Annotated in this window: 15 protein-coding genes; 14 read left to right on the top strand and 1 reads right to left on the bottom strand. The window is 44.8% G+C overall.

The window, feature by feature from the left end; translation table 11 throughout:
• Window positions 1-12 precede the first annotated feature (12 nt).
• From ADH49_RS03925 to ADH49_RS03895, 7 genes are all read left to right on the top strand, one after another.
• Window positions 13-1,224: a phosphopentomutase gene (locus tag ADH49_RS03925; RefSeq protein ID WP_048689870.1), complete on the top strand. Its 1,212-nt coding sequence runs from the start codon at window positions 13-15 to the stop codon at window positions 1,222-1,224.
• A 1-nt stretch (window position 1,225) separates the two neighbouring features.
• Window positions 1,226-1,768, top strand: coding sequence for a DUF1697 domain-containing protein (locus ADH49_RS03920; protein ID WP_048689867.1), 543 nt, complete (start codon window positions 1,226-1,228; stop codon window positions 1,766-1,768).
• A 13-nt stretch (window positions 1,769-1,781) separates the two neighbouring features.
• On the top strand, window positions 1,782-2,591 hold the full coding sequence (locus ADH49_RS03915) for a purine-nucleoside phosphorylase (RefSeq protein WP_048689864.1): 810 nt from the start codon (window positions 1,782-1,784) through the stop codon (window positions 2,589-2,591).
• Between the two features lie 17 nt (window positions 2,592-2,608).
• Window positions 2,609-3,862 (top strand): chloride channel protein, encoded by a 1,254-nt coding sequence (locus ADH49_RS03910; protein WP_239681813.1) that lies wholly within the window; start codon window positions 2,609-2,611, stop codon window positions 3,860-3,862.
• Between the two features lie 418 nt (window positions 3,863-4,280).
• Window positions 4,281-4,991 carry a purine-nucleoside phosphorylase gene (deoD, locus tag ADH49_RS03905; RefSeq protein WP_048689921.1) on the top strand — a complete coding sequence of 237 codons (711 nt, stop codon included), beginning with the start codon at window positions 4,281-4,283 and terminating at the stop codon, window positions 4,989-4,991.
• On the top strand, window positions 4,991-5,749 hold the full coding sequence (locus tag ADH49_RS03900) for a hypothetical protein (RefSeq protein WP_048689856.1): 759 nt from the start codon (window positions 4,991-4,993) through the stop codon (window positions 5,747-5,749). Before deoD ends, ADH49_RS03900 begins: the two co-directional genes overlap by 1 nt.
• A gap of 10 nt (window positions 5,750-5,759) precedes the next feature.
• Window positions 5,760-6,491 carry an NAD-dependent protein deacylase gene (locus tag ADH49_RS03895; protein ID WP_048689852.1) on the top strand — a complete coding sequence of 244 codons (732 nt, stop codon included), beginning with the start codon at window positions 5,760-5,762 and terminating at the stop codon, window positions 6,489-6,491.
• Between the two features lie 71 nt (window positions 6,492-6,562).
• On the opposite strand, the gene ADH49_RS03890 is transcribed toward ADH49_RS03895, so the two are convergent.
• Window positions 6,563-7,471: a LysR family transcriptional regulator gene (locus ADH49_RS03890; RefSeq protein ID WP_048689847.1), complete on the bottom strand. Its 909-nt coding sequence runs from the start codon at window positions 7,469-7,471 to the stop codon at window positions 6,563-6,565.
• A 141-nt stretch (window positions 7,472-7,612) separates the two neighbouring features.
• On the opposite strand from ADH49_RS03890, the gene ADH49_RS03885 reads away from it, so the two are divergent.
• The 7 genes from ADH49_RS03885 (at window position 7,613) to ADH49_RS03855 (ending at window position 15,399) form a co-directional block, all read left to right on the top strand.
• Window positions 7,613-8,980 (top strand): DUF6688 domain-containing protein, encoded by a 1,368-nt coding sequence (locus ADH49_RS03885; RefSeq protein WP_048689843.1) that lies wholly within the window; start codon window positions 7,613-7,615, stop codon window positions 8,978-8,980.
• 191 nt (window positions 8,981-9,171) lie between these two features.
• The gene (locus tag ADH49_RS03880; protein WP_048689839.1) at window positions 9,172-9,978 is read left to right on the top strand and encodes a dihydroorotate dehydrogenase electron transfer subunit; all 807 of its coding nucleotides are present in this window, start codon (window positions 9,172-9,174) and stop codon (window positions 9,976-9,978) included.
• A 10-nt stretch (window positions 9,979-9,988) separates the two neighbouring features.
• A complete protein-coding gene (locus tag ADH49_RS03875; RefSeq protein WP_048689836.1) occupies window positions 9,989-10,927 on the top strand; it encodes a dihydroorotate dehydrogenase in 939 nt (312 codons plus the stop codon).
• A 375-nt stretch (window positions 10,928-11,302) separates the two neighbouring features.
• On the top strand, window positions 11,303-11,995 hold the full coding sequence (gene pyrF, locus ADH49_RS03870) for an orotidine-5'-phosphate decarboxylase (protein ID WP_023023089.1): 693 nt from the start codon (window positions 11,303-11,305) through the stop codon (window positions 11,993-11,995).
• A 266-nt stretch (window positions 11,996-12,261) separates the two neighbouring features.
• Window positions 12,262-12,891: an orotate phosphoribosyltransferase gene (gene pyrE / locus ADH49_RS03865; RefSeq protein WP_048689832.1), complete on the top strand. Its 630-nt coding sequence runs from the start codon at window positions 12,262-12,264 to the stop codon at window positions 12,889-12,891.
• Between the two features lie 60 nt (window positions 12,892-12,951).
• The gene (locus tag ADH49_RS03860; RefSeq protein WP_239665196.1) at window positions 12,952-13,824 is read left to right on the top strand and encodes a GNAT family N-acetyltransferase; all 873 of its coding nucleotides are present in this window, start codon (window positions 12,952-12,954) and stop codon (window positions 13,822-13,824) included.
• Between the two features lie 39 nt (window positions 13,825-13,863).
• Window positions 13,864-15,399, top strand: coding sequence for a glycosyltransferase family 39 protein (locus tag ADH49_RS03855; RefSeq protein ID WP_048689830.1), 1,536 nt, complete (start codon window positions 13,864-13,866; stop codon window positions 15,397-15,399).
• Window positions 15,400-15,408: the final 9 nt, after the last annotated feature.

The following is a 15,408-nucleotide window of genomic DNA, read 5'->3' as shown; positions in this document are numbered from 1 at the left end:
GAGACATTCAAAATGCCAAAATTTAATCGTATGCATTTAGTTGTATTGGATTCAGTAGGGATCGGAGCAGCTCCAGATGCTAATAACTTTGTCAATGCCGGTGTACCTGATGGTGCATCTGACACACTTGGACACATCTCAAAAGCAGTTGGTTTGAATGTACCAAACATGGCAAAGCTTGGTCTTGGAAATATTCCGCGTGAACAACCTTTAAAGACTGTACCTGCTGAGAGCAATCCAACTGGTTACGCAACGAAGTTAGAAGAAGTCTCTCTTGGAAAAGATACCATGACAGGTCACTGGGAAATCATGGGCCTTAATATTACAGAACCGTTTGATACTTTCTGGAATGGATTCCCAGAAGAAATTATTACTAAGATTGAAGAATTCTCAGGTCGTAAGGTCATCCGCGAAGCTAACAAACCTTATTCTGGTACAGCGGTCATCGATGACTTCGGACCACGCCAAATGGAAACTGGCGAGTTGATCATCTATACATCAGCTGACCCAGTTCTTCAAATCGCAGCTCACGAAGACATCATTCCTTTGGATGAACTCTACCGTATCTGTGAATACGCTCGTTCTATTACGTTGGAACGTCCGGCTCTTCTTGGACGGATCATTGCTCGCCCTTATGTAGGGGAGCCAGGAAACTTCACACGTACGGCCAACCGTCGTGACTTGGCTGTTTCACCATTTGCTCCAACTGTTTTGGACAAATTGAATGAAGCTGGTATCGATACTTACTCAGTTGGTAAGATCAGCGATATCTTCAACGGCGCTGGTATCAACCATGATATGGGCCACAACAAATCAAACAGCCACGGTATTGACAACTTGATCAAGGCTATGAAATCAGAAGACTTTAAACATGGCTTCTCGTTCACTAACTTGGTAGACTTCGATGCCCTTTATGGACACCGTCGTGATCCACACGGTTACCGTGATTGCTTGCATGAGTTTGACGAACGCTTGCCAGAAATCATCGCTGCTATGAAAGAAGATGATCTCTTGATGATCACGGCTGACCACGGAAATGACCCAACTTACGCTGGTACAGACCATACGCGTGAATACATCCCATTCTTGGCTTACAGCCCATCCTTCAAAGGAAGTGGCTTGCTCCCAGTTGGACACTTTGCAGATATCTCAGCTACAGTGGCGGACAACTTCGGTGTTGAGAAAGCCATGATCGGTGAAAGCTTCTTAGATAAATTGGTCTAAGATGACGCGTTTTGCCTTACTCGTAAGAGGAATCAATGTTGGCGGCAAGAATAAGGTGGTCATGGCGGATCTGCGTCAGCAATTGACGGATCTAGGCCTCGGCCAAGTGGAAACCTACATCAATAGTGGCAATATCTTCTTTACGACGGATCTTCCGCGGACTCAATTAGTGGAGGGGCTGTCGACCTTCTTTGGGAACCATTATCCCTTTATTGAGCGCTTTTCTCTCCTGAGTCGAGAAGACTATGAAGCAGAATGTGCGAACTTACCGGAATGGTGGACAGAAGAGATGGCTCGTAAGGATGTCCTCTTTTACACCGAGGGTTTGGGTAGGGAATCCGTAGAAGAGAAGTTGCTTGCTTTAGATTTGGGAGAAGAAGTGCTCCACTTTGGCAAGGTAGCGGTTTTCTGGGGGAAATTCTCGGAAGCAAGCTATGCTAAAACGGCCTACCACAAACATCTGATGAAGATGCCTTTCTATCGCCAGATGACTATTCGCAACGCCAACACCTTTGACAAAATCGGTGCATTACTTAAGAAATAATAGGAGGAACATAATGACATTATTAGCAAAAATCAATGAAACAGCAGCATTTTTGAAGGGCAAAGGAATCGAAGCTCCTGAGTTCGGTTTGATCCTTGGATCAGGTCTTGGAGAATTGGCTGAAGAAATCGAAAATGCCGTCGTAGTAGACTACTCCGAAATTCCAAACTGGGGTCAATCAACAGTAGTCGGACACGCTGGTAAATTGGTTTATGGTGATCTTGCTGGACGTAAAGTCTTGGCCCTTCAAGGACGTTTCCACTTCTACGAAGGAAATCCATTAGAAGTGGTGACTTTCCCAGTTCGTGTCATGAAAGTATTGGGATGTGAAGGGGTTCTTGTCACCAACGCTGCTGGTGGTATCGGATATGGACCAGGTACCTTGATGGCTATTACTGACCACATCAATATGACAGGTCAAAACCCATTGATCGGTGAAAACTTGGATGACTTTGGTCCACGTTTCCCTGATATGTCCAAAGCTTACACTCCAGAATACCGTGAGACTGCTCATCAAGTAGCTGACAAATTGGGAATTAAACTGGATGATGGGGTTTATATTGGTGTGACAGGTCCTACCTATGAAACTCCAGCTGAAATCCGTGCATATAAGACTCTTGGAGCAGACGCTGTCGGTATGTCAACTGTTCCTGAAGTCATCGTTGCTGCTCACTCTGGTTTGAAGGTTCTTGGTATTTCATGTATTACCAACTTTGCGGCTGGTTTCCAAGAAGAACTCAACCACGAAGAAGTCGTAGAAGTGACAGAACGTGTCAAAGGTGACTTTAAAGGATTGCTAAAAGCGATTCTTGCTGAATTGTAAGAACCTTGAAAAGAATTGTGAGATCCCTTAAAACAATTCCCAATAAACGAAGACTAGTCCTAGCAGCTTGTCTGCTAGGGCTTGTTTCGGGTTTAGCTGGTATCCTGCTTCATTACCTTTTAGAGTTAGTGGAAGGATTGGCTTTTGGTCGTTCAGAGCACCAGTCTGGCTTCTTGACGGATGGAGTGGCGCCTTCACGGATTTGGCTCAGTCTGTTTCTTGTTGGTGCCAGCTCAGCCTTGGTCTGGTATCTTCTACAGCGAAAGGGAAATATTCTCTCTGTTAAGGGCCAGATGAAGGAGGAATCTTCACGTACTCGCCTTCATTTCTGGAAGCAGATGCTCCATTCCACCTGGCAAATCATTGCCGTAGGAGCTGGTGCACCAGTAGGAAAAGAAGGAGCACCCCGAGAGATTGGGGCCTTATTGGCAACTCCGCTTGGACGAGTACTAGACTTATCGTTTAAGGACCGCATCTTTCTGATTGCTTGTGGGGCTGGTGCAGGCTTGGCAGCGGTCTACCAAGTGCCACTAACCAGTGTCTTTTTTATCTTTGAAACCTTGGGGCTGGCATTTTCAATAAAACGCTTTGTCTTGGCTGGGATTACAACTTATGTGGCTGCTTATACGGCAGGTTGGGTCATTTCAGATCGTCCCCTCTATCAAGTTCCTGAAATGACTTGGTCACCTACTGTCTTATGGCAGATGGTCATCTTAATTGCCTTCCTGACTCCAGTTGCCTGGCTCTTTGCCCGTTTGACAAGGAAGGCAACCATTCATCGAATCAAGGACAAACGAATTCTTATCACTTTGCCATTAGCCTTCGTTTTCCTAGCTAGTTTAGCAAGTTTCCAGCCCCACCTGCTTGGAAATGGGCGAATGATGGCTCAGGAAATCCTCAATGGGGCCACATGGCAGACAATCTTTCTTCTATTAACCCTAAAAGCTCTAGTCGTTCTTGTTACCTTTTGGACAGGTGCCTATGGAGGAACTCTGACGCCTTCCTTTGCACTGGGAATGGCAGGAGCAGCCCTCATCTCTTTGGTACTTGGTGTTGGAAATACTCCAGCTTTCTTTCTCCTAGGTTCGGTTTGCTTTTTGACAGTGACCTTAAAAGCTCCCTTATCTGCAACTGGCTTGGTCCTTGGGTTTACGGGACAAGGGTTAACAGTTCTACCCTATCTCTTGCTGACAGCTTTTCTAACTGTTGGTTTCTCCAAAGGATTGGATCATCTCATGGGGAAAAAAATCAAGGAGTCTCCAGCTAGATAAGATTCAGTAGTTTTTATGTAGGGGATTTACCCTACAAGCTAGGTGAAACCTATCTTCTTATGGTATAATTTAAGTAAGCATATAAAGGAACCAGGCTTGTTGGGGGTGGAATAAACCTCACTTTTGATGCCGGGCCTCTATGATGAATTCGGAAAGCTAGAGTTTGTGTTGCGATTTGAACATGAGCAGAAAGCTTTCTAAAAAATACACACAGAAAGGTAGAGCATGTGTTCTGATTTGAACACGAGCGGAAAGCTTTTCAAAATACTCAATAAAAAAAGAAAGGATGGGTTAACCGTATTCTCTGAACTGAATACGGGCGGAGAACTGTGTAAAAAAGATAAACTGTCTAGCATCTGCGATGCGTCGTCAGTTTCCTATTTTTACTTTGTTCTCTGTCGCCCTTTATATCTTAAGTATGTCTATCCATATTGCTACTAAGCAAGGTGAAATTGCTGATAAAATTCTCCTTCCGGGAGATCCACTTCGTGCGAAATTTATTGCTGAGAATTTCCTTGAAGACGCTGTTTGCTTCAACGAAGTTCGGAACATGTTTGGTTACACAGGTACTTACAAGGGTCACCGTGTATCTGTTATGGGAACTGGGATGGGAATGCCTTCCATCTCGATCTATGCGCGTGAGTTGATCGTGGACTACGGTGTGAAGAAATTGATCCGTGTGGGTACAGCTGGTTCTTTGAATGGCGATGTCCACGTCCGTGAATTGGTCTTGGCGCAAGCTGCCGCAACCAACTCAAACATCATCCGTAACGACTGGCCACAATACGATTTCCCACAAATTGCAAGCTTTGATTTGCTAGATAAGGCCTACCACATTGCCAAAGACCTTGGCATGACCACTCACGTTGGTAATGTCTTGTCTTCTGATGTCTTCTATTCAAACTACTTTGAAAAGAACTTGGAGCTTGGTAAATGGGGCGTGAAAGCTGTGGAAATGGAAGCAGCAGCTCTTTACTATTTGGCAGCTCAGCATCATGTGGATGCCCTTGCCATCATGACCATTTCTGATAGCTTGGTCAATCCAGATGAGGATACGACTGCTGAAGAACGTCAAAATACTTTCACTGACATGATGAAAGTTGGTCTTGAGACCTTGATCGCAGACTAATGACAGAATACCTTCATGATGAATGGCTCTACGATCTTCAGACCTACCAGTATAGTCGGGCCCTTCGCTCTGCTAGGAAGCAGAAGAGTGTGCCAGAACTGGTCTTGACCTTATTGCAGTTAATGGCCGAGCGTCGAGAGCTCAATATCCAACCGATCATGAACCAAAAGTTGAGAACCGACTTGCTAGATACAACAGGTTTTCAGCTTTTTTGGCATGAGGACCCAGAAGAGGAACAGTTGGCTAACTATCTGTATGATTTAGAGGCCAAGCTTCGCAATGAGCAGATCATCGACTTCATTCGGGCGGTGAGTCCTGCTATCTATCGAATCTTTATGCGCTTGATTAAGTTGCAGATCCCTGATATTGCGGACTACATTCACAACTCTAAAGAGTCCAGCTATGACCATTGGAAGTTTGACAAGATCCGGGCTTCTGAAAATCCAGCCTTGCAACAATTCCATAGCGAGAGTGCAGTCAATTCGTCTAGTTTGACGGAGTTGATCTTACTCTTGGACTTGACAGATTCCATCAAGGATGCGGCCAAGCAACTGCGGGAGTTGGAAAAATCTGTCCGGAATCCTCTGGCCCACTTGATCAAACCCTTTGATGAGGATGAATTGCACCGGACGACTGGTTTCTCCTCCCAGCATTTTATGGAGCTTTTGGTGAGCTTGGCTCAGGAGACGGGGATTATTTACCAGCGAGAAACCTTTTACTTTGACCAGGCCAATGCTGTTATCGAGGCACTCTTGTAAGGAGGAAGACATGGATAAACTGGAAGAATTGCAAGAGATCATTGATCAGAGTCAAAAGATTGTCTTCTTTGGTGGGGCAGGGGTTTCTACAGAATCTAACATTCCAGATTTTAGGAGCTCGGACGGCGTCTATAGCGTCACCCTGGGGCGCCATTTTACGGCTGAGCAACTGGTCTCTCACACCATGTTTGACCGTTATCCAGAGGACTTTTTCGACTTTTACAAGAAATACTTGCTCTACCCAGATGCCAAACCTAATGCAGCCCATCGCTATCTGGCTTGGCTGGAAGAAACCGGTAAGTTCAAGGCAGTGGTGACGCAAAATATTGATAGTCTCCATGAAATGGCAGGGTCTAAAAAAGTCTTGAAACTCCATGGTAGTGCCGACCGTAATTACTGTACAGGTTGCCAGCGCTTTTATGATTTAGAGTCCTTTCTAGCTTTAGAAGGTCCTGTTCCACACTGTCTCGATTGTGGTAAGGTGGTCAAGCCGGATGTGACCCTCTATGAGGAACCCCTCGATATGGAGGTCTTTAGCCAAGCAGCCAAAGCTATCCAAGAGGCGGATCTCCTGATCATCGGTGGTACCTCCCTCGTCGTCTACCCAGCAGCCAGCTTGATCCAGTATTTCCAAGGGAAGAAGCTGGTCGTCATTAATAAAACCAGCATTCCCCAGGACAAAGAGGCAGACCTGGTTATCGAAGGGAAGATTGGGGAAGTATTTTCGAAATTAAGACAATAAAAGAACACCTGAGAGAAGTGGAAATCCACTTGTTTCAGGTGTTTTATTGTGCTTGTGTAGCTAGTTAGTTCTTATTTATCAAACTGGACTTCCTCAAGTAAGTATTCGATAAATTTCTCACCCATCTTAGAGAGGCTAGCTTTTTCGTGTTGGATGTAGACCAGCTCGATTGGGTCATCGATATCTAGCGGGATGGAAACGATATTGTCTCCATTGAGGTTGCTGTTAAGGATACCGGTCGCAATGGTGTAGCCGTCCAGACCAATCAAGAGATTGAAGAGGGTGGCACGGTCACTGACGACGATGGACTTCTTGTGATGCTCTTGGGAGAGGATCTCTTCTGAGAAGTAGAAGGAGTTGTGGGTCCCTTGGTCATAGCTGAGATAAGGGAAGTCCTCTAGATCTTCTAATTTCACCACCTCTTTGTTAGCTAGAGGGTTAGTCTTGCTGACGAAGATATGAGGTTGGGCAGTGAAGAGGTGGGTTGCCTTAAGGTGGCTGTCATCCAGCATTTTAGAAAGGACATCCCGGTTGTACCCATTGAGGAAGAGGACACCGATCTCACTACGGAAGTTCTTGACGTCATCGATGATTTCCCAGGTTCTGGTCTCCCGTAGGAAGAGTTCATATTTCTCCATGTCGCTTTTCTTGAGGAGAGAGACGAAGGCTTCGACTACGAAGGCATAGTGCTGGGAGGATACGCTAAAGAGCTCCCTATTGGCTACTGGATTTTTATAGCGTTCTTCTAGGAGTTGGGTCTGCTCGACGACTTGACGGGCATAAGAAAGGAACTCCATCCCATCCTTGGTCAAAGTGATTCCTTTGGGATTACGGATGAAGATATCAATTCCCATTTCTTTTTCCAAGTCCCGCACAGCATTGGACAAACTTGGCTGGGTGATGAAGAGTTGCTTGGACGCCTCATTCATAGAGCCTGTTTCGACGATTTTGATAATGTAATGTAATTGTTGGATTCTCATGCTTATATTTTAACATACTTTTGACAAAAAATCCTAGCTAGTATCAGTCTCTAGAAGGATTTTTCCCTATAAAACAGGTTTAGAATTGAAGGATTGATTGTAGCTTGATAGAATGATGACAAATAGTGCTTAGGAGGCCTTATGAAAAGAATTGCTCACTGGTACAGAAAATGGAATCAAGAACTGGAGATCAAATTTTTAGCCAGTCTATTAAAGATTAACTTTATGACCAACTTATTGATCTTTCTTGGTTTGTACGTCTTTCTAATCCTTGGTAGCTTGCGAGGAAATATCCAATCTTTGGGTTTCTGGAATGCTATTTTTGGAGTCGCAATATACAGTGTTACAATTCTTGTTCATGCCCTAGGGGTTAGTTATTTTGTTCCCAATATTTTTGTGATTTTGTATGTTATTTCTCGCTGGTCTACGATTCAGGCCCAGACATTGGAAAAGGAACTGGTCGGTGTCTATGATGAGAGAGAAGAGGAAAAAATTAAACGAAGGGTTAACAATCGTAAGTACTTTGTAATCCTTTGGATAGGAGTCTTTGGCTGTATCCTTGAATCCTTCGTCATCTATCTAGTAAAGGATTTGACAGATTATGATTGGACCAAACAGCTCATCAATGAGCAGAAGCATACCATGATTTGGTCGGAGGCTCTCCCGACGATTCTTACTTTGGCATTGATTTCCTTCCTAGCGCTGGTCATTTATTCTTATAGGGATGCTAATTCCTTGTCCCCAATTTTAAATATCTTTTGTATCAGTGGGATATTGATGGGATTGGTATTGTTAGCGGTATTTGACATCCAGGTGCAAGTCATCGGTTGTCACACGGTCTTCTTGTTGGTTTATTCCATTAGCCTCCTGCGGACCAGGATGAAGGAGTGGGAGGGTGCTGATCCCATTAGGGCCTATGACAATCCAATTCTCCAGCGCTTTCACCTGATCCTCCACCAATCCAAACACTGGCCTTGGTTGGCAGTCGTCTTTGCCCTCCCCTTGTTAGCGCTATTGGTCATGGTTCTCATGCTCTTTGGTCAACGTCCTGATAGCTTGGTCAAGGCCTGGACCAATACGGCAGATTGGACCTTCTCGGAAAAGATCCCTCCTCAGAATCTCATCATGGATGAGCACTATCTCTGTACGGTTGCGGCTGGTGGCCATGAAAAAGTTGTCAAGCCCCAACGGATGGGAGTCCGGCATGGTCATCCTGTTGTGGTGAATCGCCAGCTCTGTATTGCCAATGCCTTTGAGCAGGTTCTAGAAGAAAAAACGCCACGTTTCCATCGCTTCCTGCGTCGTAATTATGACCGCTATGGCTACCCCTTTGCCAAACATATCAAGAAGAAATGGGCCATGGATGTCATTTACTATCTGATGAAGCCCCTGGAATGGATCTTTTTGTTGGTTCTCTACTTGGTCGATCGCAAGCCAGAAAATCGCATCGCTTTACAGTATATCCCACCGCTACCAGAAGGGTTTTCTCCTGAGACAGATGGGAAATGAGCGGACCCATCGGGCTTCTACTTGACAAGAGACAAGGAGAGCGATATAATGAGACAAATTTAACCTTTAAGGGGTCCAGAGAGGCCTGCAAGGAAAGACAGAAAAAAAATCAGCGGACCGAGTCTAGCTGATCATTTGTAGGACCTTGCTTTTGCGAGGTCTTTTTTGCTGGAAGAAAGAAGAGGAAACCAATGGTCAGTGACAGCTGTAAAAAACGGTTTGGAAAAATCATGATGGAAGACATGGAGTTAATCGCTCAAGAAGAGATTGCGCCACGGATTTTTTCAATGGTCTTGAAGGGGGAAATGGTGGAGCAGATGCTACCGGGGCAGTTTCTCCATATCCGTGTACCGGATGACTCTAAACTCCTTCGTCGTCCCATTTCCATCTCAGAGATTGATCCAGACAGCAAGACCTGTCGCCTCATTTATCGGGTAGAAGGGGGAGGGACAGCCATCTTTTCTCACTTGCCTGTCGGTAGCTTCCTCAGTGTCATGGGTCCTCAAGGAAACGGCTTTGACCTTAAGGGTCTTGGTCAAGGGGCACGTGCCTTGATCATCGGTGGCGGGATTGGAGTGCCTCCCTTGGTCCAAGTGGCTAAACAACTACATGAGCAGGGAGTAGAAGTCCATTCTGTCCTTGGATTTGCCAATAAAGAAGCTGTGATCCTGGAAGAAGAATTGAAGCAGTACGGCCAAGTCACCATTACAACAGACGATGGTTCTTATGGTACCAAGGGTTATGTGTCAACAATCGTTGATCAGATGGACCAGGAGTTTGATGCCGTCTATTCTTGTGGGGCACCTGGTATGCTCAAATATGTCAATACCAAATTCCATGACCATCCTCGCGCCTATATTTCTATGGAATCGCGTATGGCCTGTGGGATGGGTGCCTGCTATGCCTGTGTGGTGCATCTGGAAAATGAGAGCCAAGCAGCCAACAAGCGCGTGTGTGAAGATGGACCGGTCTTTGAAACTGGTACGATTGTGATGTAGGGAGGAAAGTATGACAAGTAATCGATTAGCTGTATCCTTACCAGGATTAGACTTGAAAAATCCCATTATTCCGGCTTCCGGCTGTTTTGGCTTTGGTCAGGAATATGCCAAATACTATGATTTAGACCTGCTTGGATCCATTATGATCAAGGCGACAACCGCTGAGGCTCGCTTCGGAAATCCCACACCACGTGTTGCCGAAACACCTGCCGGCATGCTCAATGCCATTGGGCTCCAAAATCCAGGGGTAGACGTGGTTCTATCAGAGAAACTTCCTTGGTTGGCCCAGCATTATCCAGATCTACCGATTATCGCCAATGTAGCTGGCTTCTCTAATGAAGAGTATGCGACGGTATCTGGCAAGATCTCGCAAGCACCAAATGTCAAGGCCATCGAGCTCAATATCTCTTGTCCCAACGTAGACCATGGCAACAATGGCCTCTTAATCGGACAAGTTCCTGAGTTGGCCTATGATGCAGTAAAAGCAGCGGTAGAAGCCTCCTCCGTTCCTGTCTATGTCAAATTAACACCTAGTGTGGCGGACATTACTCAAGTCGCAAGGGCTGTAGAAGATGCAGGGGCTAGTGGCTTGACCATGATCAACACGCTAGTCGGGATGCGCTTTGACCTCAAGACTGGCAAGCCCATCATTGCCAATGGCACAGGTGGCATGTCAGGTCCAGCTATCTTCCCAGTAGCCTTGAAACTCATCCGCCAAGTAGCCCAATCGACCAAACTTCCGATTATTGGGATGGGCGGTGTAGATTCAGCAGAAGCAGCCCTGGAGATGTTTATTGCTGGTGCCTCTGCAATCGGAGTAGGAACTGCTAACTTTACAGATCCATATGCTTGTCCGACCATTATCGAAAATCTTCCACAGGTCATGGATCAGTATGGAATAACTAGCTTGGAAGATTTACGTCGGCATGTCCGAGAAAATCTATTATAAGGATTATCAAGAAAATAAAAAATGCCTGCTGGCTACAACCCCAACAGGCTACTGAGTAAGTTACAACTAAAACAACCCTTACTCAGCATAGAAAATATCTTACAGGAAAATCGGTAATATGTCAAGTTTTTTGTTATGATCAAGGACTCTTACTAGTCTAATCCGAAAAGACAGACTGAATCCGAACGTTTTTCGATTATTTCTTGACTTTTCTTTCATATCGTACTACAATGTAGAAAAACCTTTAAAGTAGTCCTGAGAGGCTCCTAAGGTCTAGACGGTGAATCAGGGTAGATACTACCTAATTTTCGTGTAACCTTGCCTCGGGCAAGGTTTTTTTGTGGAAAAAATGTCAGCCATAAAAAGGAGAAACCCATGCGTGAAGAACGTCCCATCATCGCCCTTGATTTTCCAGCTTTTGAAGATGTCAAAAACTTTCTAGAACATTTCCCAGAAGATGAAAAACTGTTTGTAAAAATCGGAATGGAATTTTTCTATGCAGTCGGCCCAGAAATTGTTCACTATCTGAAAGGTCGTGGCCATAGCATTTTTTTGGATTTAAAATTGCACGACATCCCAAATACGGTTAAGTCAGCCATGTCTGTCCTAGGCACCTTTGGTGTGGATATGGTGACAGTTCATGCAGCAGGTGGTGTAGAGATGATGCGCGAAGCCAAAAAAGCACTTGGACCAGGAGCTAAGTTGGTAGCGGTGACTCAATTGACTTCTACCAGTGAAGAAGACATGCGTGATTGCCAAAACATCCAAACCACTGTCCAAGAATCAGTAGTTAATTATGCCCGTAAGGCGCAAGAAGCAGGCTTGGATGGCGTTGTTTGCTCAGCCCATGAAGTAGATTTGATCAAGAAAGCTACATCAGAAGAGTTTGTTTGTGTGACCCCAGGGATCCGTCCTGCAGGAGCAGAAATTGGTGACCAAAAACGGGTCATGACCCCACAAGAAGCCCATGCTATCGGTTCAGACTACATCGTGGTTGGACGTCCGATTATCCAAGCAGAAAATCCATGGGATGCTTATCATGAGATTAAGAGACAATGGAATAGTTAAGAACGTCTTAGAAGCTGTGCTTCAAGACGTTCTATGGGAAGCCCGATAGGGCCTTCCCTAACGAGTTCACTAGATCTCAGAAGAGAAAATTATCGTTTCTCTTCTGAGATCGTCGGAATAATAATCGCCAGTAAAAGTAAAACTTTTGTAGTTCTACGGGAAGCCCGATAGGCCCTTCCTTGAACTATTCACTAACCTGTACAGTTGTTTAAAAATAAATAATTGATTTAATTCGTATTCGATTAAAATCGTAAAAAGGAGTTATCATGTCATTAGCTAAAGATATTGCCAGCCATCTTCTAAAAATTGAAGCTGTTTATTTGAAACCAGAAGAGCCTTTTACTTGGGCTTCTGGGATCAAATCTCCAATTTATACCGATAATCGTGTGACCCTCGCTTATCCTGAAACTCGTACCTTGATTGAAAATGGATTTGTAGATAAAATCAAGGAAGCTTTCCCTGAAGTAGAAGTGATTGCTGGTACAGCAACTGCGGGGATTCCTCATGGTGCTATTATTGCGGACAAGATGAATTTGCCATTTGCCTACATCCGTAGCAAACCAAAAGACCATGGAGCTGGAAACCAAATAGAAGGTCGTGTACCTCAAGGTCAAAAGATGGTCGTAGTGGAAGATTTGATTTCTACTGGTGGGTCTGTTTTGGAGGCTGTCGCAGCTGCGAAGCGTGAAGGAGCAGACGTCCTTGGTGTGGTGGCTATCTTCACCTACCAATTGGAGAAAGCAGATAAGAAATTTGCGGAAGCTGGCGTTCAACTTGAAACCTTGTCTAACTACACAGAATTGATTCATTTGGCTGAAGAACAAGGTTATATCACTTCTGAAGGTTTGGAACTGTTACGCCGTTTCAAGGAAAACCAAGAAACTTGGCAATACTAAAGTATAATGGAGGAGGGCCAACGTTTGGCTCTCCTTTTGTTTTTGTAAAAGGAAGAAAAAATGATGCAGCTTGAAAGACGCACTCGTCTTAGTCTAGAAGAAAAGAAGCAGTGTGAACAGCTTGTGAGAGCCTCTCACCAAAATGACCATACCTATCGCTTGCCCTATTTGGACAATCTCTATAATGATGATCCTACGATGCCAGCATTTATCCTTGCATTGGTGGAGGGGCAGCTGGTTGGATTTTTGTCCATCTATGCGGATGAACCCAAGGAAGCAGAGGTTCAGCTCTTTGTGACTCCTTCTTTTCGTAGACAAGGTATTGCCCGTTCCTTATGGGAAGACTTTATGGACTTGGCCAAGGACTATCAGCTAGAAGAACGACTATATGTGTCAGAGGTTCGGTTTTTGGATCAAAACACGGACTTACTTAGCCATTTTCATTTAGTGGAGGCGGAAGAGGAAGACCACGAACTTTGGTTGGAGGCCCCATGTCAGGTCACCGACCATGAGAAGAGAGAAGGGCTGATGGTATTGGAGGCTGTGGAGTCCATGCTCCAAGAGATCGCGCATTTTCAATCCAAGGCTTTTGAGACAGATCTTGACTATGCCCTAAAGTATGCGACCGAGTCTCTCGAGGGGCAGGATACCCGTCTCTTTGTCTTGCGTGACCAAGAGCAAGTTCTTGCTTCTGTTACGGTGGATCTATCTCAGGGAACGACCTATTTCTTTGGATTAGCCGTTGACCCGGATCATCTCCGCAAAGGGTACGCACGCTATCTCTTACGAAGTGTGATGAATCAGATGGCTGCAGAAGTGGAGCAGCAATTTCAGATTGTCGTTGAAAAAAAGAATCAAGCAGCCCTGAGTCTATATCTAGGGCTTGGCTTCACCATCCAAACTGAAGTCCTCTATTTGATGGAGAGCCGATAGAATCCAGCGAAATCCCTATTTTTTTGCTATAATGGAGCTATGTTAGTAAAAAGTAAAAAAGTCTTATTTGGCTTTCTCCATCTGGTCATGTTGTTCCTGATGGTACACTGGTTTATCATTAGTGTCGTCTACCTAAAAGATATTTCGGGATGGGGACTTGTAGTTGGGGGACTTGTCTTCCTCCTAGCTTATGTTGGTCGCTCCTATCTCAAAAGAGCCTTTGCCTGGTTGATGAAACATAAGACAGGATTTATGCTGGGAGCAATTCTGGTTCAGATTGTTTTTATGCTATCTGCAGAATTGTTGATTCGTCGGGATGCTGCGGTGGTCTATACGGGAGCCTTTAGCCTTCTAAAAGAGTCCTCTATCTCAAGCTACCTGAGTCGGAATCCCAATAACCTTCCCTTGTTCTTGTACGAACGCTTTTTCTACCAAATCTTTGGTGGAGCAGGCCTCTGGGTCATGCAAGTTCTCAACATGGTTTTTGTGAATGCAGGAGCTATCCTCTTGTATCGTTTAGGACTAAAACATTATGACCAAAAAGTGGCAGATTGGGTGTATACCCTCTATGTGGCCTTAATCTGTTATTCTCCTTATTTTTACTCCATGTACACTGATATTCCGCCTCTTCCTCTCATCGCCTTGCAATTAGGGCTAGCCTTGGATCTCTTAAAAGGGGGCGACAGTGGTGCACAATGGAAAACCTCCTTGTTATTTGGACTATTATCAGGTCTGACCATGCTTATTCGTCCGACGACCATTATTGTCGTGATAGCCTTTTGGATGGTTCTTTTCTTTAAAGGGCAGTGGAAGGTCTTTGGTAAAGTCTTTGCTTTAACCCTTTTATCAACTGGTCTGGTCTATGGAGCCCTTAATACAGCTGTCAAACACCAAACAGCCGTTCCTATTCTCGAAGGGGAAGGTCTGGCCAAGGGTCCTCTCTTGTTTATTAACCTGGGCTTGACGGATATTGGTCATAACCAAGCAGATATGAAAGAGGGGCTCTTGAAATATGTCGACGAAGATAAGCGAGACGAGTACAATAATGGGATGTTCAAGAACGAATATATCATTAAAGAAATCAAACGGCGCTTGAAGGAATATGGCCCGATTGGACTCCTGGGACACCTTTATACCAAGCAATCCTTGACGGTAGCAGAAGGGACACTTGGTTGGCTCTATCGGGATGTGGAGTATGAGAAGACTCCCGTTATTAATCCTCTTTACGAGCGCTACACTAAGGATTTCCCCTTTGCTAAGTGGGTTCGGACCTACTTCTTGAGTACGGATCGTCCTCAATACAAATATTATGAGTTCCTTAAACAAGTCATTTGGATCATCATGGCAGCTGGGCTGGTCTTTGTCTATCTGAAGAAAAGAGAAGAGGATGATATCCACTTCTTGTCATTAGCTGTATTTGGTGGACTCCTCTTTTTGACCATCTTTGAAGGTGGAAAAACTCGCTACCTCATTCAATTTTTACCACAAATTCTCTTACTAGCTTCAATTGGTCTAGCGGATCGCCCAAAGAAATGGCTTCTCGCTAGTAAAGGCTCTTCAGAAACCCATATGTAAGGAGATAGC

This window comes from Streptococcus sp. 400_SSPC, from assembly GCF_001072745.1.
Lineage (GTDB): Bacteria > Bacillota > Bacilli > Lactobacillales > Streptococcaceae > Streptococcus > Streptococcus xiaochunlingii.
This window is presented reverse-complemented; position numbering and strand designations above follow the sequence as displayed.

Coding starts and splice junctions, on each gene's coding strand:
- ADH49_RS03915 (WP_048689864.1), top strand. CDS start 1,782: ATGACATTATTAGCAAAAATCAATGAAACAGCAGCATTTTTGAAGGGC.
- pyrF (WP_023023089.1), top strand. CDS start 11,303: ATGCGTGAAGAACGTCCCATCATCGCCCTTGATTTTCCAGCTTTTGAA.
- ADH49_RS03855 (WP_048689830.1), top strand. CDS start 13,864: ATGTTAGTAAAAAGTAAAAAAGTCTTATTTGGCTTTCTCCATCTGGTC.
- deoD (WP_048689921.1), top strand. CDS start 4,281: ATGTCTATCCATATTGCTACTAAGCAAGGTGAAATTGCTGATAAAATT.
- ADH49_RS03890 (WP_048689847.1), bottom strand. CDS start 7,471: ATGAGAATCCAACAATTACATTACATTATCAAAATCGTCGAAACAGGC.
- ADH49_RS03925 (WP_048689870.1), top strand. CDS start 13: ATGCCAAAATTTAATCGTATGCATTTAGTTGTATTGGATTCAGTAGGG.
- ADH49_RS03900 (WP_048689856.1), top strand. CDS start 4,991: ATGACAGAATACCTTCATGATGAATGGCTCTACGATCTTCAGACCTAC.
- ADH49_RS03895 (WP_048689852.1), top strand. CDS start 5,760: ATGGATAAACTGGAAGAATTGCAAGAGATCATTGATCAGAGTCAAAAG.
- ADH49_RS03885 (WP_048689843.1), top strand. CDS start 7,613: ATGAAAAGAATTGCTCACTGGTACAGAAAATGGAATCAAGAACTGGAG.
- ADH49_RS03920 (WP_048689867.1), top strand. CDS start 1,226: ATGACGCGTTTTGCCTTACTCGTAAGAGGAATCAATGTTGGCGGCAAG.
- ADH49_RS03880 (WP_048689839.1), top strand. CDS start 9,172: ATGGTCAGTGACAGCTGTAAAAAACGGTTTGGAAAAATCATGATGGAA.
- pyrE (WP_048689832.1), top strand. CDS start 12,262: ATGTCATTAGCTAAAGATATTGCCAGCCATCTTCTAAAAATTGAAGCT.
- ADH49_RS03875 (WP_048689836.1), top strand. CDS start 9,989: ATGACAAGTAATCGATTAGCTGTATCCTTACCAGGATTAGACTTGAAA.
- ADH49_RS03860 (WP_239665196.1), top strand. CDS start 12,952: ATGATGCAGCTTGAAAGACGCACTCGTCTTAGTCTAGAAGAAAAGAAG.